This is a genomic window from Streptomyces sp. A1277 (assembly GCF_004795015.1).
GTDB lineage: Bacteria > Actinomycetota > Actinomycetes > Streptomycetales > Streptomycetaceae > Streptomyces.
On the sequence record NZ_SSBI01000037.1, the window covers coordinates 40,003 to 56,177 of the forward strand.

Below are 16,175 nucleotides of genomic sequence, written 5' to 3' on the forward strand. Positions count from 1 at the left end.
ATGGCCGCCGATCGTAGTGGGTGGCCGGGTGCTCCACGTCACGTCGGGTGCGTAATCTGGGGGAAATCCGGGGTCGTGATACTGGAGTCTCTCCCCAACCCCGGGAGGTGGAGCACGGACCGTCTGAACTGCAAGGATGTGGCTATGGACAAGCAGCAGGAATTCGTCCTCAGGACCCTTGAGGAGCGTGACATCCGGTTCGTACGGCTGTGGTTCACCGATGTGCTCGGCTACCTCAAGTCCGTGGCCGTGGCCCCGGCCGAGCTGGAGCAGGCGTTCGACGAGGGCATCGGCTTCGACGGCTCCGCCATCGAGGGCTTCGCCCGGGTGTACGAGTCGGACATGATCGCCAAGCCGGACCCGGGCACGTTCCAGATCCTGCCGTGGCGTGCGGAGGCCCCGGGCACGGCCCGCATGTTCTGCGACATCCTGATGCCGGACGGCTCGCCGTCCTTCGCCGACCCGCGGTACGTGCTCAAGCGCATCCTGGCCAAGACCTCCGACCTGGGCTTCACCTTCTACACCCACCCGGAGATCGAGTTCTTCCTGCTGAAGGACAAGCCGGTCGACGGTACGCGCCCCACCCCCGCCGACAGCTCCGGCTACTTCGACCACACCCCGCAGAACGTCGGCATGGACTTCCGCCGCCAGGCGATCACCATGCTCGAATCCATGGGCATCTCGGTCGAGTTCAGCCACCACGAGGGCGCCCCCGGCCAGCAGGAGATCGACCTGCGCTACGCGGACGCGCTCTCGACGGCCGACAACATCATGACCTTCCGCCTGGTCATGAAGCAGGTCGCGCTGGAGCAGGGCGTGCAGGCGACGTTCATGCCGAAGCCGTTCTCGGAGTACCCCGGCTCGGGCATGCACACCCACCTCTCCCTCTTCGAGGGCGACCGCAACGCGTTCTACGAGTCCGGCGCGGAGTACCAGCTCTCCAAGGTCGGCCGCTCCTTCATCGCGGGCCTGCTGCGGCACGCCGCGGAGATCTCCGCCGTCACCAACCAGTGGGTCAACTCCTACAAGCGCATCTGGGGCGGCTCCTCCCGCGCGGCCGGCGCCGGCGGCGAGGCCCCCTCGTACATCTGCTGGGGCCACAACAACCGCTCCGCGCTGATCCGCGTCCCCATGTACAAGCCCGGCAAGACCGGCTCGGCCCGCGTCGAGGTCCGCTCCATCGACTCCGGCGCGAACCCCTACCTCACGTACGCGGTGCTCCTCGCCGCCGGCCTCAAGGGCATCGAGGAAGGCTACGAACTCCCGGCCGGCGCCGACGACGACGTCTGGGCCCTCTCCGACGCGGAACGCCGCGCGATGGGCATCGAACCCCTGCCGCAGAACCTGGGCGAGGCGATCTCCCTGATGGAGAAGAGCGAGTTGGTCGCCGAAACCCTCGGCGAGCACGTCTTCGACTTCTTCCTCCGCAACAAGAAGCGGGAGTGGGAGGAGTACCGCAGCGAGGTCACGGCGTTCGAACTGAAGGCGCTGCTGCCGGTGTTGTAGGGCGGTCGGGCTTGTGGGAACGGCTCGGGGCCGACGGGTGTTCACCGTCGGCCCCGAGCCGTTCGCGTACCCCCGTCGTGTTCGGGTGAAGCGGTGACGGTGCCCGGCGGTGCGGCCTAATCTGGGCGCACTGCCGAGGGGGGCCATGAACGGAATCATCACCGCGGTCTTGTCAGCGATGACCGTGGGTGTCACCGGGCTGCTGGTCATGGGGTCCGCCGCCAGGCAGTCGAGGCGTGCGGAGGACAGGACGGACGAACTCGCGATGTCGATCAAGGAGATACAGGAGACCCTGCGCATGCAGGGGTACGAGGTGATGGAGTCGGCCCGGTCCCAGCGCCTGGTGCCGCGACTGATCGAACGCCTCCCCGATGAGATCGCCTACCGGGTCTGGCAGGACATGAAACGCCGGACGCAGCCCGTCACCAACGTGAGAGCCGACATCGTCCACATGAGCTCGGCCGACGTGAGTGCCGAACGGGCCAGGCTGACGCAGGAGATCGCCCACTCGCTCGGCACCCCGCTGGCTCAGATCGAGGCCGCGGCGCTGTCCATGGAGTCCCGGTCGGCAGGCCGGGACGAGGCGGCGCGGAGCTCGCTGTCCAGCGCATCCGCGGGGGCGTCGAGATATGCAAGTGCTTCATCAACGCGTACAGAAACTACGGAACCCTTCAGAAGGGCATGGGGGAATCCTTCGCGGGCGCGGGTGCGAACGCGCTGACAATGGCGATTGACTTCTACGCGAACGCGGTCGGTAAATCCATCGATGCGGAGATCGGTGACATTCCGGAGTCCTTCGTCGGATATTCGAACGACTTCGTCATCGCCGCGCTCCTGCCGCTCCTCGAGAACGCTGTCGACGCCTCTCCGGAGGGCGGAAAGGTCGCGGTGACCTTCAGGAGGAGGCCGGACGCCATTTCCTTCATCATCTCCAATGCGTGCGCGAGCGGAGCGCCGGCCGACAAAGCCTTCGAGAGGGGATACACCACCAAGAGCGGGCATCAGGGCGTGGGCCTGTCCGTGAGCAAGGGCCTGATCGAAGGGTACGCGAGCGGCGATATAGCCATGGACGTGGACGGTGACGAGGTGGCGTTCATCGTGTCGCTTCCTTTCCGCAGAGAGGAGGACGGCGATGTACTCGGTACTGGTGGTCGATGACTCGCGCGGCATGGCCGATCAGCTCGCCGACCTGATCACCGTGCAGACCGGATTCCGTGTGCTGGCCTGCAGCAAGCCGGAAGACGCCCTCGCGGCCGTGCAGGAGCACCCGATCCGGGTCGCCCTGCTGGACCAGCGCATGCCGGTCAAGAGCGGCACCGAGCTATACCGCGAGCTCCAGCAGGTGAACCCCGCGCTCAAAGCCGTCATGGTTACCGGAGAGGCGAGCTCGCATGAGGTCGGCCAAGCGATGACTCTCGGGTTCTCGGATTACCTCGCCAAGGGCGAAATCGCCAGACTTTCCGATGTCGTCCTCAAATTGCACACCCAGTACGAGGTCGACCGGGCTGCCCAATGGCGTGTCGGCGCCCCTGAACTCCTCCATTCCGAGCGGAGAAAATACCTGCTGTTCGGCGACAGGGTCAGGTACTACCTGGCCGGCGTCCAGGTCCTCGACGAAGCGCATGTGATTCCGGACAGCTGGGTCACGGTCCAGCAGATCAACGCGGGCCAGGAGAAGAAGTACACGTACAGCACATCCGTCAAAGAGGCGTTCATCGTGGAGACATCCCAGCAGTACAACGCCAAGGGGAGCCTGGCGGCGGATGTCGCGAGGAAATCGAAGGTCGGCGCACGCATCGAGGCGGCGGTCACCCGGATCGTGAAGAAAACCCGGACGACCGAGACGACGGCCACGGCGTCGACGGAGGAAACCTACCGCCTTCCTGAGGAGTCGTCCGACCCGGCGGAGAACTATGTGAAGTCCCGCCACATCGAAAGCGCCCCCGTCTACAAGAAACTACGCCTCTCCTTCGTGAAGGCGTGCAGCTGCTGTCGCGAGGACACCTCGGTCCCGTTGGTGGCGCTTGTGTTCGACGATGCCTACGCGACCAGGCACACGGACTACTACCGCGACGGAACGTCGGAGGTCATCGACACGGGCCACATCCGCCGCCCTGGCCCCGAAACCGCGTAGCCCCAGGTTCTCGGGACCGGTAGCGTCCTGCCATGACCAGCCGCCGAGCAACGACCACCCTGTGGCGCCCCACCGGCCCCGAGGAGCTGGCCCTGGTCTGCGAGCTGAACTGGCGCGCCTGGCCCCCTCGGCTCCCCGAGCAGCCGATCTTCTACCCGGTCCTCAACGAGGACTACGCGATCCGGATCGCCAGGGACTGGAACGTCAAGCACAGCGGCGTCGGCTACGTCACCCGCTTCGAGGTCGAGACGGAGTTCCTGAGCCGGTACCCCGTCCAGCAGGCGGGCGGGCGGACGATCCTGGAACTGTGGGTCCCGGCGGAGGAGTTGGACGACTTCAACGCGCACATCGTCGGCGAGATCCAGGTGGTCCACGAGTTCCGTTGAGGAGCCGGAGGCGAGGCGTGCCCTCAGCCCTTGGGCAGGACGAGCGGCTCGACCCCGTGTCCGGCCTTGCGGCGAGCCGAGACCTTCCGGTGCCTGATGCGTCAACCCCGACCCGTTCGTACGAGCTGATCCTCGTAAGTGAAGCAGGTGACCGAGCCGTCCTGGTTCAGGACGATGCCCTTGGACCAGGCCCGGGCGCCGTCGCCGCCCTCGCGGACGATGACGTTGGTGACATGGTGGGCGAGCGGGCCGTCGGGCCCATGGCGGTGCGCAGCCGCGATGGACGTGTCCAGGCGCGGCCGGGACGGGTCCTGGGCCGGCAGCGGGGCGGGACCGAGAGCGGTGGCGTCCACCACGAGAGCGTGCGTGAACACCTTGTCGAATCGTTCATAGGCGCCGTCATCACACAGGTGACCGTGGAGCGCGATCAGCTCGTGTATGGCCAGCCGGTCGTCGGTGATCGCGGTCATCGCGTACTCCAGACGCGTTTGCGGACACGTCCGGGGCGAGGCTGGTGCCTTCTGTACGCCGGTTGGGACGACTTGGCCTCCGCGACGAAGCGGGCGATCTTCTCCGTGGCGCCGCGCGGCAGGTCCGCGAACGTCGCCTCTGGCAGAGCCAAGACAACGGCGCGCAGTCGGGCCGCGAGGTCCGGGAGCAGGGCCCAGACCGACGCTGGGACGTCCACGGTGGCGAGCAGCAGGTCGCCCTCGTAGAAGTAGGCGTCGATCAGCGGCTCCTCCGGCAACAGGCGCACGGCGAGCGGAACGACGTACGGCAGCGCCACCTGCTGGGAGATGAGCGTGCGCAGATCCGTCGGTTGCAGTTTGCCCAGGGGTACGCGCCGTCGCTCGTGCACCGTGCGGACCAGACGCGTCGCGTCAGCGGGAGGGGCCGCCCAACGGGGCGGGTCCAGCTCATCGAGCGTGCGCACGATGGCAGGACGTTCGCGCGTCATGCTGAACACACCGCGAAGAAGGGGTAGGTCTGTCCGAGAGCCAAGGTGCCCGGCTGTTCCGTGAGACCTGGATCGTCGGGGTACGGCGGCATTTTCCCGGGGAACCGAAGGCCGGGTACGTGACACCGTGGGACGGCACCCCGCAGTGGGAACGTGACGCGGCGGGCGCCGTCTACGCGCAGGTGCGGCAGTTCGTCGAGGTGAGTGGCGGGCGTGCGGCGCGGCTTTCGCGGGAGCAGGAGGGGCGGTTCGTCGCCTTGTGCTGGACGGCTCAGATGTACAAGCACTTCGAGGAGCCGAAGCCCGGGTACGTGGCGGACCGGGCCGAGCTGCCGGGCTGGCAGCGGGAGACCGATGCCGACATCTTCGAAGCCGTCGAGACGGCGCTGCGCACGGCTGCTGACTAATCGTCAGATTCATGTCATGCTCCGCCCCATGGCGGGCGGAGAGAAACGTGTCGTACCCGATGTGCTGGCCCCGGCCCGGCTCGGGCCGCTGAGGCTGCGCAACCGGGTCATCAAGGCGGCCACCTTCGAAGGGGCCACCCCCGAGGCGCTCGTGACGCAGGAGCTCATCGACTACCACCTGCGCCCCGCCGAGGGTGGCGTCGGAATGACCACCGTGGCGTACTGCGCGGTGTCGCCGGAGGGGCGGACCGAGCGGCGGCAGGTGTGGATGCGGGCCGAGGCGGTGCCCGGGCTGCGGAGGCTGACGGAGGCGGTGCACGGGGCCGGGGCCGCCGTCAGCGCTCAGCTCGGGCATGCCGGGCCGGTGGCCGACGGGCGGTCCAACGGGGTGCCCGCCCTCGCGCCGATGGCCGGGTTCAACCCGCTCAGCATGCGGCGCAACAAGGCCGCCACCGCCGAGGACATCGCCCGGGTCGTGGCCGCCCACGCCGACGCCGCCCTGCTCGCGGCCGAGGCCGGGTTCGACGCGGTGGAGATCCATCTCGGCCACAACTACCTGGCCAGCGCCTTCCTCAGCCCCCGGCTGAACCGGCGTACCGACGCCTACGGCGGGTCCCTGCGGGCGCGGGCCACCGTGGCGCTGGACATCGCGCGGGCCGTACGCGAGGCGCTGGGCGACCGGCTCGCCATCACCGCCAAGCTCAACATGAAGGACGGGGCGCCCGGCGGACTCACCCTGGAAGAGAGCCTTCAGGTCGCCCGCTGGCTCCAGGAGGACGGCAGCGTCGACGCGCTCGAACTGACCGCCGGAAGCTCCCTGTTGAACCCGATGTACCTCTTCCGGGGCGACGCCCCCGTACGGGAGTTCGCGGCCAACTTCCCGGTCGCACAGCGCCTCGCCATCCGGGCCCTGGGACGCGCCTTCTTCCGTACGTACCCCTACCGGCCGCTCTATCTGCTGGACGATGCCCGCCGCTTCCGGGCCGCGCTGGATCTGCCGCTCATCCTCCTCGGCGGGATCACCGACCAAGACGGCATGGACCGCGCCATGGCCGAGGGGTTCGACTTCGTGGCCATGGCCCGCGCACTCCTGCGCGAGCCCGACCTGCTGCGCCGCATCGGGCGCGACGCGGCCACCGCGTCCAGCTGTGTCCACTGCAACCGCTGCATGCCCACCATCTACACCGGGACCCGCTGCCCGTTGGCGTAGAGGTGGCGGCAGCGGCACCGGGGCGGACCGTCGGCCCCGGACCGGCCGCCGCCGGCCACCGGCCCCGGGAACGCCGAGAGCCTGGGGTAGTCTTTCGCATCCCCGCACGGGGACGTAACCAAGGAGGTGGGACCCATTACCGCTGTATCGACCCGGGTGCTCATCCTTCGCGATCGCGTGGCCGACCGGACCTGACCGGCCGCGGAGCACCCCTCGGCGTTCTCCGAAAGGCTCCGCACCATGCCGGTCCCCCTGTCACCGTCCGCCCTCTCCTCCCTCGTCGCCGCCCTGCGCTCCGCCGGCTGCGTCTTCGCCGAGGACGAGGCCGACCTCATCGCCGCCACCGCCGCCGGGCCCGCCGAACTCACCGCCATGGCGGAGCGCCGCGCCGCCGGCCACCCCCTGGAACACGTGCTCGGCTGGGCCGAGTTCAACGGGCTGCGGATCGCCGTGGACCCCGGCGTGTTCGTACCGCGCCGCCGTACCGAGTTCCTGATCGGCCAGGCGGTCGCCCTCGCCCCCGACCCGGCCGTCGTCGTGGACCTGTGCTGCGGCTCGGGCGCGCTCGGCGCCGCGCTCGCCGCCGCCCTGGACCGCGTCGAACTCCACGCCACCGACGTCGAGCCCGCCGCCGTACGCTGCGCCCGGCGCAACATCGGGGAGCGCGGCCGGGTCTACGAGGGCGACCTCTTCGACCCGCTGCCCGGCTCCCTGCGCGGACGCGTGGACGTGCTCCTCGCCAACGTGCCGTACGTACCGACCGAGGACGTCGCCCTGCTGCCCGCCGAGGCCCGTGTCCACGAACCGCTCGTCGCGCTCGACGGCGGCGGCGACGGCCTCGACGTCCTGCGCCGGGTCGCCGCCGAGGCCCCCCGCTGGCTGGCCCCGGGCGGCAGCCTTCTCGCCGAGACGAGCGAGCGGCAGGCGGAGCGCGCCGCAGGGGTCCTGGCGGACAGTGGGCTCGTGGCCCGCGTCGACTCCTGCGAGGAGCGGTACGCGACCGTAGTCACCGGGACCCGGGCGGCGGGACCGGCGGGCTGACGCGTCAGGGGCTCATGCCTCGTTCCGCAGGGCCCGGAGGCGGCGCGCGATGTCGATGTCCTTCTGCAGGGCGCTGAAGCGTGGCTCCTCGCGGCTCGCGTCGAGCACGACCACGTGCAGGCGGTCCCCGGGCCGGGGCGGTGCCGCGTCCTCGCCCCACCAGGAGGGGTGCTTCGTCTGGTCGATGAAGCCGGTGCCGCCGCCGTCGACGTCGGCCCGCGAGCCCACCGACGCGACGCCGGTCACCGTTACGTCGAGTTCCTGGTGGTCTCGGAACGGGGGCGGGTCCTTGAGGCGCGGGTCGTCGGAGAAGGGCTGGAACGTGGTTCCCCAGGCGAAGACGTACCGGTCCTGGGCGGCGTCGTACGCGACCGAGGCACCCGGGCCCTCCAGGGCGAAGCGCTCGCGGAGCCATCCGTCCATGGCCAGGGCCGCCGCCTCGGACCGGTAGTCGCTCGGGGAGTGGTCGAGCGAGGTCACCTGGATGGAGACGCCGTCGGGCCGGAGTTCGCTGAGCGTGGGTGCGTTGAGGGACACCCCGAACGCCAGCCAGGCGGTGTCCTTCCAATGCAGGCCGGACGCAGGCAGACCGAGCCGGATGTTGCGGTGGATCTGCATGCTGTGCGGGGGAATTCCGCTGCCGGCCGGATCGGTCTCGGCCCGCAGGTCCACGGCGAGCCCGCCCACTGGGCTCCGGAATCGGAACCTGAACACGTGGGTCATGGTTTCGCGACGCCCTCCATTCGTGAGATTCAAGGACTCCACTGGGCGGATTGTTACACAGTCTGGTCGCAGTTGCCATGGGCGTTTCCGGCTGCGGAGAAAGGGAAGTTCTTCCTACTGGAACAGAAGGCGGTCGCTCACCGAAAAGTGGGGTGTCACCTGGATTTTCATGGTGCCCGCGCACTCGCCCGTGTGGAAGCCGACGAAAATTTGTTTGACTGTCTGCCCTGAGGCGAAGGAAAGACGCGTCGCGCCTTCGCGAAAGAGATCCAGCATCTCGACACCTTGACCGTCCACCCAGCGGATCGATCCTTACTGATCACGTCGGCGCATCGTAGGAAAAAACGAACTCCGGGGAGAGCCAGAACGAGATGAATTCCGTACCGTTCAGGCCAAGATGAATACCATCGGCGATCTCTACCAGCTTCTCGGGAACCCGCCGATCCCGTACGACTCGAACCAATCCCGAATTCTCATCAAACAGAACATCCCAGTCCGATCGAGCGATCGATACAGAAATGTGCTCCTCAAGCGGAGGGTCGTCCAGTTCCACTGTCACGGCACCGCTCGCGGAGATCGGCAGTTTCAGTTCCTCCCGCTGCCACGATTCCTTCGGCAAGTAACCCCACACATAGAGGGCGCGACCGCTGTCCACCGCCACCTCCAACTGAAGGGTGTCGGCGACGAGACTTGTTCGCCCCCCGCCACCTTCCAGCCGAGCCAGGTCATCAAGGCTCTGCGGCTGGAAGGAGAACCCTCGATCCGACTCGGAGTAGCGAAGCGTACCCGCCAGTGGGTTCGCTTCTCGGACGCTGAATTTGTGCACCATTTCTACCTGACGAAGTTGAAGTGGAGGATGGTGTTGGTGTTGGTGTCGACAACCGACTCCCAGGGGCCGGATTTTCCATTCAATGCATGTCCGGCCGCGCGACTCTGCCGCCCTGCACTACTACGTGAACTTCGCGGCGGGCGGCGCCACCGAGGCGGAGAAGGAGGTCGGTATCGTCCGCTTCCTGCTGGCGGCCGGCGCCATCGGCATGCTGTTCAAGGAGAACGCCTTCCATCTCCGGCGCCGAGGTCGGCTGCCAGGGCCCAGGTCGGCTCCGCCTGCTCCATGGCCGCCGGCGCCCTCGCCGAGGTCCTGGGCAGCAGCCCCGAGCAGGTCGAGAACGCCGCCGAGATCGGCATGGAACACAACCCGGGCCTCACCTGCGACCCGGTCGGCGGCCTCGTCCAGATCCCGTGCCTCACTCTCCTGAGGGCTATTCCGCGGCAGCGATGAGGATGACGCCTCTCTTCAGGAGGTCCACGCCGTCGCCCGACAATCGAACCGTCGCGCTGTGGAGCGGATCGATCAAGTCCATGTCCTTCTCGTAGCGAGTGATCCGGTCGAGGACGAAGAGTCCCTGAGCAGCCTCTGCCTCATCAGCGTCCGGGGCGGCGCCGAACCGCTGACCAGTGCGCACCACGCCGCCCACGCAGCGGACGACGCACGTGGCCGCCCCGGCGCTCCGGTCCTCCACCGAATAGATCTCGAGCTGCCCGGCGCCGTCGCCAACGATGCGATGCCCGCCCATGCGTGTGGCGGCCATCAGGCCGACGTCCCTCCCCCCGGGCCGCGCACGGTCTCGATCCGCAGCTGGGCGACGGTGCGTGGCCCCTCCAGCACCACCAGTTCGGCTCCGGGACGCATGTGAGGAAAGGCCAACTCGGGCGCGAGGAATCCCACCAGACATCTCCGGTGCTCTTCGTCCAGCCGTTCGGTCTCTTGCAGCAGGATGCTCAGCTGGTCGGCTGATGCCGGCCAGCCCGGCTGAACCTCCTCCTCGGAGCCCTGGACGAATACCGCCGTCGCCATATATACGGGGGCGGTGGGCGGGCCCGACTCTCGTCCTCCTTCTCGACGTGTAAGCCATACGACCACGCCCTCGCCTGCTGGATTCTCGATTTTCTGCATTACGGCCACAACTCGATTTCGCTCGCGTGCTCGTTGATCCTGGCGAGTTGACCGCCATCTGCGTAGTAACCGGGGCCAACCCCGTCCAACTTTCCCGCGTGGTAGTGCAGCTCGTCGGCCAACGACTTGGGTATGCGCGTGGTGACCGTCAATCCGTCACCGCCGTTGAGAAGTCTGCCCCATTGGTCGGCGTGCTCGCCTTGGGTCGCGAACCACTTGCCTTCCATCTGCCCCGCACCGGTCCCGAACCGGCTCGTCGTGGCGATGGCATCGAACTCGACACCGTCCACATTTCGGTAGATCTGAACGGTGTCCGGAGGGAGGTCGGCGGGAGTGTGCTGCCCATCCGGGTAGTCCGGCGCCAAGCCCAAGGGGTCGGCCCAGGTGCACGGGTTGTACACGTAAGCAACGGGGTTGGGCGCCGGCGCCAGCCCCAGGGGGTCCGGGGAGGCGTAGCGGCCGGTTTCCGGGTCGTAGTGGCGGAAGACGTTGTAGTGGAGGCCGGATTCGGGGTCGTAGTACTGGCCGGGGAAGCGGAGCGGGGTGTACGTGGTGCTGGTGCGGGGCCATGCGGTGGTGCCCCAGAGGGTGGCGCGGGCGTGCCAGGCGGTGTGGCCGGTTTCGTCGATGAGTTCGGTGGGGGTGCCGACGAGGTCGGTGGCGATGGCGAAGAAGCGGCGGTCGGTCTCCGTCTGGCGGTCGTCGGCAGTGAGGAGGCGTTCGGTCTGGGCCAGGGGCGCCTGATCGCGGTGGTCCCAGGTGAGGGCGACCGTGTTCGGGGTGTCGGGCTGGTGGGTGGTCTGTTCGCAGAGGGTGAGACCGTCCCAGGTGAAGCGGGTCTCCTCGGCCACGTTCCCGTCGGCGGTGAGGCGTTGCTTGGCGGTGCGGCGGCCGAGTGGGTCGTAGCGGTAGCGCCATTGGGTGCCGTCGGGGGTGGTGACGGAGGTGAGGCGGTTCTCCGTGTTCCAGGTGTAGTGCCAGGCGTCGGGCTTGCGGGAGAGGCGGGTTTTGCGGCGCAGGGTGACCCGGCCCAGGGCGTCGTGTTCGAAGCGGGTGTCGCCGGCGCGGGTGAGGGTGGTGCCGGTGTAGGCGCGGGGGCCGGTGGCCTCGGTGCCGGGGTGGGCGGAGGGCCAGGTGGCGGAGGTCTGGTTGCCGGCGTCGTCGTAGGCGTAGCGCTCGGTCCAGTTCTGGGCGTGGACGGCGGTGACGCGGCCGACCGGGTCGAGGTCGAAGGTGCGGGTGCCGGACTTCCGGTCGGCGACGGATATCAGGTGGCCGTCGGCGCGGTAGGTGTAGGCGCGGCTGTTGATGTGGCGGGTTCCGGCGTCGATGTGCTGGGCGGTGAGGCGTCCGGCCTCGTCCCAGGCGGAGGTCATGGTCAGCGCGTCGTCGTAGGCGCGGGTGAGTTCGCGCCCGGCGTCGTCGTGGGTGAAGTCGATGCGGTGGACGCCGCTGGTGAGGCTGTGGGGACGGCCGTCGGGGCCGTACGTGTAGGAGGTCACGTGGCCCGTGGGCGTGACGCGTCTCGTACGGCGGCCCAGGGCGTCGTACGTGTAGGAGACGGGGCGGCCGTCTACCAGTTCCGTCTTGGTCCTGCCCATGCGGTCGTACTGGTAGCGGATCTCGCTCTCGGGGCCCGCGGCTTCGAGGAGGCGTCCCGCCCGGTCGTAGGCGTAGGTCGTCACCCGGCCGTCGACGTCCTTGCGGAGGACCTGGCCGAGCGGGTCGCGTTCGAAAGTGATCGTTCCGCCGAGGGCGTCGGTGCGGGCGGTGAGCCTGCCCGCCGCGTCCAGTTCGTAGGTGAGGGTGCGGCCGTCGAAGTCGGTCTCGGAGACGACGCGGCCTGCCGCGTCGTGCTCGTAGGCCCAGGTCATGCCCTGCGGGTTGGTGACGCGGGTGAGGCGCAGTGCGCGGTCGTGCTCGAACTCGTAGCGGGCGCCGTCCGGTCCGGTGCGGGCGGCGAGGAGGTCGAAGTGGGTGTACTCGAAGCGGGAGACGCCGCCGGACGCGCCGGTGTGGGTGAGGGTGTTGCCCTCGCCGTCGTACGTCCATGACTCGGCGGAGCCGTCAGGGGCGGTGCGCCGGGCGAGCTTGCCGTCGGGGTGCCACTCCAGGCGGGTGACGCCGCCGGTCGGGCCGGTGATGCGGACGGGCCGGCCGAGGGCGTCCCGCTCGGTGCGGGTGACGGCGCCGCCGGGGTCGGTGACCCGTACGGTCAGGCCGGCGGCGTCGCACTCCACCCGGGTCGTGGCGCCCAGCGCGTCGGTGATGGAGGTGAGGCGGCCGGCGGTGTCGTAGGTGTAGCGGGTGGTGGCCCCGGCGGGGTCGGTGACCGCGGTGCGGTTGCCGCGTTCGTCGAACTCCTGGAGCACGCGGTTGCCGTCCGGGCCGATGATCTCCACCGGCAGGCCGGACGGGTCGCGCACGGTGCGCAGTTCGCCGCCGTCGGGCGCGGTGGTGGCGACGAGCCGGTCGTCCTCGTCGTAGGAGAAGGCGGTGCGCAGGCCCAGCGGGTCGGTGCGGGAGTGCAGGTTGCCGTGCGGGTCGTGGGTGAAGCGGGTGGTGTGGCCGAGCGGGTCGGTGACCGCGAGCGGGAGGCAGCCGGGGCCGAAGAGGTGGCGGGTGGTGTGGCCGTCGGCGGTGGTGAGCGTGGTGGTGCGGTGGCCGGTCTCGGGGTCGGGGTCGGTGTAGGCGAGGGTGATCTGTACGTGGCCGGCCTCGCCGCCCTCCGCGACGACGCGGTCCTGGTCGTCGTAGACGTAGTCGTAGCGGCTGTCGTTGGAGTCGATCCAGGCGATGACGCGGTGGCGGTCGTCGTAGACGAAGGTGGTCGTGGCGCCGGACGGCTTGGTGACCGTTGTGAGGTCACCGTCCGTGTAGCCGTAGCTCATCAGGAGCAGGTCCGTGCCGTCCTCGCCCGCGCCCGTCAGGGACAGGGCGGTGATCCGGCCATCGGCGGTCGTCAGGCCCAGCCGCCGGCCCGCGGAGTGGGCCAGGGCCAGCGGCAGGCCGTCCTCGTCGCGGTCGACGGTGATCCGGTGGCCGTTGCGGTCGGTGAGGTCCGTCAGCCAGGCCACGCCGTCGCCCCCGGGCTCCGCGCCCGGCGGGGCGTCGAAGTCGAGGACCAGGCCGCTGTCGGGGTCGGTGACCGTGTAGTCGCCGTTCGCGTCGCGGGCCAGCAGCGTGCGGGCCCGCCCCGACTCGGGCCGGACGGGCGCGCCGGGGGCCGGGTGCGGGTAGCGGATCAGGAGGCCGTCGGCGGTGACGTGGAGGACGCCGATGGAGTCGATCTGGAGGCGTTCGTCGACGGTGGAGGTCCAGGAGGGCCCCATGAAGCGGCCGGCGGTCAGGCCGGACTCGGTGCGGCGGGTGAACAGCAGAGGCAGGATGCCCGGGACCGCGACGTCGGTCTGCGGCAGGAACATCCGGCCCGTGGCCAGGTCGACCGGGTCGGTGTCGTCGGTGACGCGCTCGCCGGGCTTGCGGGTGTGGGTGCCCTCCGGGGCGTCGTCCGCCAGCCGCCGCAACCGGGCGATGTCGGACGCCTCATCGACGACGCGCAGGCCCTTGACCGCGGCTCCGCCGCCTCCCGTGGCGACGGTCAGCGCGAGGTCGGGGATCAGCCGGCCGACGCCCTCGGCCGGGTCCTTCATGAAGTCCTTGACCATCTGGGTGCCGGTGCCGACCGGGTCGTTCGCGGCGACCACCAGCCCGGCGGCCAGGCTGTTCAGGGAGGTCACGTACTCGGCCGGGTGCGTCAGGTTGTACGGGTCCATCGGGTTGATGCCACGCACGAAGTTGACGATGCCCGCCGACGCCTTGATGATCCCGCCGTCCAGGTGCATCCCCATGACCTGGGACTCCTCGAACCCGTCCCGTACCTGCTCGGCGTACGAGGGCTTCTTCGGCGCCATGTCGCGGGCGGCCTGCACCGCCGTGCGGGCGGTCTGCGCCGCCGTGTTGCGCTGCTTGCGGGCCTCGGCGAGGAGGTCCTGCGCGTCCTGCATCAGCTTCTTGCCGGGGTCGGTGAACGTGGACGCGGGCCTCGGCGGCAGCGAGGACGGGTCGCGCTTGTCGGCGGGCTGGGCGTTGTAGCGGTCGACCGCGCTGTTGTAGTCGTCCACCTTCTTGCGGTGGGCGTCCGCGGCGTCCTCGGACGCCTTGACGCCCTCCTTCCACTTGTCGATCGCCGTCTGCGCCTGGCCTTGCGCCCAGGTGACGGTGTCCGCGAACGCGTCGAGCGCCCCCAGCGCCTTCGCGGTGGCGTCGGCCGCGGCGTACCACTTCGGCGGCTGCGTGCTCACCGCGGTGCGCAGGGCGTTGGCCGTCTCGCCCTTGAGCTCACCGGAGTTGAGGCCCTTGAGCCCGTCCCCGGTGCCGTCGAAGGCCGACTGGAAGGCGCGGAGCTTGGTGACCGTGGCGTCGATCTTGCTGGGGCTGCCGTAGATCAGCTTGGTCTTGTCCTCGGTCTGCCCGAGGTCCATCTCGTCGACTTCCGCGCCCAGCCGGTTGGCGACCGAACGGGACTGCTCGCGCACCCAGTCCGCGCCGGACTCCCACCCGACGTCGTCCAGCCGGTCGGCGGTCCAGTTCCCAACGTCCTCGACCCGGTCGCCCACCCACTCGACGCCGTCCTCGACAACGTCCTCGACCGCATCCGGCGTGAGGTCGCTGATGATGTCGCCGATACCCACGGTCAGTTGCCCCCCGGCTCACTCTGCTGCTGCGCCTGCTGGGCGCGTTCCTCCGGCGACGGGCCGAACGTCTCGTCCAGCGCCTGGCCGAACCGGTCGTCGGAGATCCCGAACGCACTGTTGAACATGTCGGACTGACGGCCCCCGTAGCCCTCGGTGAGGACCGTGCGGCCGGTGTCCTTCCAGGTCTGCCCCATGTCCTGGCCGGCCTTCTCGAACGACTCGGGACTGTAGTCCGGGTCCAGGTAGTCCGGCGTGAAGATGTCACCCCAGCCCTGCTGCGCGATCTCCTCCTCACTCGCGTGCGGGTTCCCGCCGAACACGGCGTTGGCACCCACCTTGAGCGTGCCCGCCAGGTACTGGTCGTTCTCCCACTGCGTACCCGCCGCCAGGCCCAGCCGGCTCGCGAGCCCACTGGCGTCCCGCACCAGCGCCCGCACCCCCCACTCCCAGCGCTCGCAGAAGTCCTCGAAGTCGACCGAGAGGCCGTGGTGCCCGGTCTCCATCCCGGTCATCGACAGCTCCGAGAAGCCCTTGCCCGTCACCGAACCGGTGGCCCCGCCCAGATCACCGAGCTCGTCGATGGTCGTGTTCAGGCCCTTGGTGAACTTGGCGACCGACGTCTTGTCCAGGTGCAGGTCCGCCCCGTCCCCGCTCACGCCCACACCCCCTGGGCCTCACCGGCATCGACGGCGGCAGACTCCGGAACGATGCCGACGACCGGCGGGAAGAACATCGACCCGTCCTCCGTCGCGACGTCCACGGCCAGACCGGCGGGCTCGCCCAGGGCCGGCACCACCTCGTCCACGATCCGCGCGCCCAGCAGCGCCGCGTAGTCCATGGGCTGGTCCCCGGGGGCGTGATGCCGGGCGAACCGGGCCAGTGCCACCTCGTCCGTGAACCCGTAGACCCACCGCACCCCACCCAGCCGCGCCGACCACAAACGGTCCCCGGACATCGGCACCAGGAGCACCGAACGCCGCATCTCACCGACCAGCGCCCGCGGGTCCCCGACCCCGCTCCTCCGCTCGGCTATGCGCTCGGCAAGCGCTGCCCCAGATCGCTCCACGGCCCCTCCCTCTCCCGCGAACTCACGACACCGTAGACCAGGACGCCCGACAGGCCCGAGACGGTTCTCACCGAGCCGTTGTTCCGGCGG

General features: G+C 69.5%; 18 protein-coding genes and 1 pseudogene. 9 read left to right on the plus strand and 10 right to left on the minus strand.

Annotated elements, in window-relative coordinates:
* Positions 1 to 144: 144 nt before the first annotated feature.
* The 5 genes from glnA to E6R18_RS23300 all read left to right on the plus strand — a co-directional run bounded on the left by glnA (position 145) and on the right by E6R18_RS23300 (position 4,026).
* The gene (gene glnA, locus E6R18_RS23280) at positions 145 to 1,506 is read left to right on the plus strand and encodes a type I glutamate--ammonia ligase (RefSeq protein WP_136206950.1); all 1,362 of its coding nucleotides are present in this window, start codon (positions 145 to 147) and stop codon (positions 1,504 to 1,506) included.
* 145 nt (positions 1,507 to 1,651) lie between these two features.
* On the plus strand, positions 1,652 to 2,227 hold the full coding sequence (locus E6R18_RS23285; protein ID WP_136318850.1) for a hypothetical protein: 576 nt from the start codon (positions 1,652 to 1,654) through the stop codon (positions 2,225 to 2,227).
* Positions 2,188 to 2,664 (plus strand): ATP-binding protein, encoded by a 477-nt coding sequence (locus tag E6R18_RS23290; protein WP_136318851.1) that lies wholly within the window; start codon positions 2,188 to 2,190, stop codon positions 2,662 to 2,664. The genes E6R18_RS23285 and E6R18_RS23290 overlap by 40 nt, the downstream gene beginning before the upstream one ends.
* Positions 2,639 to 3,640 carry a response regulator gene (locus E6R18_RS23295; RefSeq protein ID WP_136318852.1) on the plus strand — a complete coding sequence of 334 codons (1,002 nt, stop codon included), beginning with the start codon at positions 2,639 to 2,641 and terminating at the stop codon, positions 3,638 to 3,640. Before E6R18_RS23290 ends, E6R18_RS23295 begins: the two co-directional genes overlap by 26 nt.
* A gap of 32 nt (positions 3,641 to 3,672) precedes the next feature.
* Positions 3,673 to 4,026 (plus strand): hypothetical protein, encoded by a 354-nt coding sequence (locus tag E6R18_RS23300; RefSeq protein ID WP_136318853.1) that lies wholly within the window; start codon positions 3,673 to 3,675, stop codon positions 4,024 to 4,026.
* Between the two features lie 101 nt (positions 4,027 to 4,127).
* Here the strand turns inward: E6R18_RS23300 and E6R18_RS23305 are convergent, their stop codons facing one another.
* On the minus strand, positions 4,128 to 4,496 hold the full coding sequence (locus tag E6R18_RS23305) for a nuclear transport factor 2 family protein (RefSeq protein WP_136318854.1): 369 nt from the start codon (positions 4,494 to 4,496) through the stop codon (positions 4,128 to 4,130).
* The gene (locus E6R18_RS23310) at positions 4,493 to 4,984 is read right to left on the minus strand and encodes a contact-dependent growth inhibition system immunity protein (protein ID WP_168712415.1); all 492 of its coding nucleotides are present in this window, start codon (positions 4,982 to 4,984) and stop codon (positions 4,493 to 4,495) included. The genes E6R18_RS23305 and E6R18_RS23310 overlap by 4 nt, the downstream gene beginning before the upstream one ends.
* A gap of 29 nt (positions 4,985 to 5,013) precedes the next feature.
* Between E6R18_RS23310 and E6R18_RS23315 the strand changes: the two genes are divergently transcribed.
* The 3 genes from E6R18_RS23315 to E6R18_RS23325 all read left to right on the plus strand — a co-directional run bounded on the left by E6R18_RS23315 (position 5,014) and on the right by E6R18_RS23325 (position 7,642).
* Positions 5,014 to 5,391: a hypothetical protein gene (locus E6R18_RS23315; RefSeq protein WP_136318855.1), complete on the plus strand. Its 378-nt coding sequence runs from the start codon at positions 5,014 to 5,016 to the stop codon at positions 5,389 to 5,391.
* 28 nt (positions 5,392 to 5,419) lie between these two features.
* Positions 5,420 to 6,601, plus strand: coding sequence for an NADH:flavin oxidoreductase (locus tag E6R18_RS23320; RefSeq protein WP_168712416.1), 1,182 nt, complete (start codon positions 5,420 to 5,422; stop codon positions 6,599 to 6,601).
* A 240-nt stretch (positions 6,602 to 6,841) separates the two neighbouring features.
* The gene (locus E6R18_RS23325) at positions 6,842 to 7,642 is read left to right on the plus strand and encodes a putative protein N(5)-glutamine methyltransferase (RefSeq protein ID WP_136318857.1); all 801 of its coding nucleotides are present in this window, start codon (positions 6,842 to 6,844) and stop codon (positions 7,640 to 7,642) included.
* A gap of 12 nt (positions 7,643 to 7,654) precedes the next feature.
* On the opposite strand, the gene E6R18_RS23330 is transcribed toward E6R18_RS23325, so the two are convergent.
* The 3 genes from E6R18_RS23330 to E6R18_RS34450 all read right to left on the minus strand — a co-directional run bounded on the left by E6R18_RS23330 (position 7,655) and on the right by E6R18_RS34450 (position 9,194).
* Positions 7,655 to 8,365: a hypothetical protein gene (locus E6R18_RS23330; protein ID WP_136318858.1), complete on the minus strand. Its 711-nt coding sequence runs from the start codon at positions 8,363 to 8,365 to the stop codon at positions 7,655 to 7,657.
* 114 nt (positions 8,366 to 8,479) lie between these two features.
* Entirely contained in the window at positions 8,480 to 8,662 is a 183-nt protein-coding gene (locus E6R18_RS23335; protein WP_240799830.1) for a hypothetical protein, read from the minus strand.
* 22 nt (positions 8,663 to 8,684) lie between these two features.
* Entirely contained in the window at positions 8,685 to 9,194 is a 510-nt protein-coding gene (locus E6R18_RS34450) for a hypothetical protein (RefSeq protein WP_206308370.1), read from the minus strand.
* A gap of 169 nt (positions 9,195 to 9,363) precedes the next feature.
* On the opposite strand from E6R18_RS34450, the pseudogene E6R18_RS23340 reads away from it, so the two are divergent.
* A pseudogene (locus tag E6R18_RS23340) lies at positions 9,364 to 9,614 on the plus strand (L-serine ammonia-lyase, iron-sulfur-dependent, subunit alpha); the annotation flags it as partial.
* 13 nt (positions 9,615 to 9,627) lie between these two features.
* Here E6R18_RS23340 and E6R18_RS23345 read toward each other — a convergent pair.
* The 5 genes from E6R18_RS23345 to E6R18_RS23365 all read right to left on the minus strand — a co-directional run bounded on the left by E6R18_RS23345 (position 9,628) and on the right by E6R18_RS23365 (position 16,085).
* Positions 9,628 to 9,957 carry a hypothetical protein gene (locus tag E6R18_RS23345; protein ID WP_240799831.1) on the minus strand — a complete coding sequence of 110 codons (330 nt, stop codon included), beginning with the start codon at positions 9,955 to 9,957 and terminating at the stop codon, positions 9,628 to 9,630.
* A complete protein-coding gene (locus tag E6R18_RS23350) occupies positions 9,957 to 10,223 on the minus strand; it encodes a hypothetical protein (protein ID WP_206308368.1) in 267 nt (88 codons plus the stop codon). The genes E6R18_RS23345 and E6R18_RS23350 overlap by 1 nt, the downstream gene beginning before the upstream one ends.
* Positions 10,224 to 10,321: 98 nt before the next feature.
* Positions 10,322 to 15,016: a putative T7SS-secreted protein gene (locus E6R18_RS23355; RefSeq protein WP_240799832.1), complete on the minus strand. Its 4,695-nt coding sequence runs from the start codon at positions 15,014 to 15,016 to the stop codon at positions 10,322 to 10,324.
* Between the two features lie 2 nt (positions 15,017 to 15,018).
* Complete coding sequence (locus tag E6R18_RS23360) at positions 15,019 to 15,675, minus strand: hypothetical protein (RefSeq protein ID WP_136318860.1); 657 nt, start codon at positions 15,673 to 15,675, stop codon at positions 15,019 to 15,021.
* Positions 15,672 to 16,085 carry an SseB family protein gene (locus E6R18_RS23365; protein ID WP_206308369.1) on the minus strand — a complete coding sequence of 138 codons (414 nt, stop codon included), beginning with the start codon at positions 16,083 to 16,085 and terminating at the stop codon, positions 15,672 to 15,674. Before E6R18_RS23365 ends, E6R18_RS23360 begins: the two co-directional genes overlap by 4 nt.
* Positions 16,086 to 16,175 lie beyond the last annotated feature (90 nt).